Genomic DNA, 506 nt, shown 5'->3' on the forward strand with positions numbered 1-506 from the left:
TTTTTGCCTTCGTATGTTGAAAATAGGTTTATAGTTTTAGATAATACACAACTAATGACGCTTGCAAAAGCAATAGCAAAAAATTTCATAGATAAAAAAAGTAAATTTACTCTAACTCACTCAATAGATGTAGCATATACTGCATCAAGTATCGCAAAAAATTTAGGTTTTGGAGATCACGATTGTGAACTCTTGCAAACTGCTGGCTTTTTACACGATATAGGCAAGCTTTTTGTGCCAAACAGTATATTGGACTTTAGTGGTAAACTCGAAGGTATACAGTGGCTCAAAATGAAATCACATGCCTATTACACATTTTCTTTTTTAACCAAACTTGGACTGGATAAACAAATTGTTTCTGCTGCCTCAAATCATCACGAATACTTAGATGGTAGCGGCTATCCTTTTGGTTTTGATAAAACGCAATTGTCAGTACTTGATCAAATAATGTGTGTTGCAGATATATATTCTGCTCTAAGACAAATTAGACCATACAGACAACATTC

1 protein-coding gene is annotated in these 506 nt (G+C 33.4%); it reads left to right on the top strand.

Annotated features, from left to right (window positions below; all coding sequences use genetic code 11):
- Positions 1-506, top strand: a 506-nt coding sequence (locus Q0C22_RS04175; RefSeq protein ID WP_291491779.1) for an HD domain-containing phosphohydrolase, incomplete at both ends; no start/stop codon positions are given.

Origin of the sequence: Desulfurella sp., assembly GCF_023256235.1 — a bacterium.
Classification (GTDB): domain Bacteria; phylum Campylobacterota_A; class Desulfurellia; order Desulfurellales; family Desulfurellaceae; genus Desulfurella.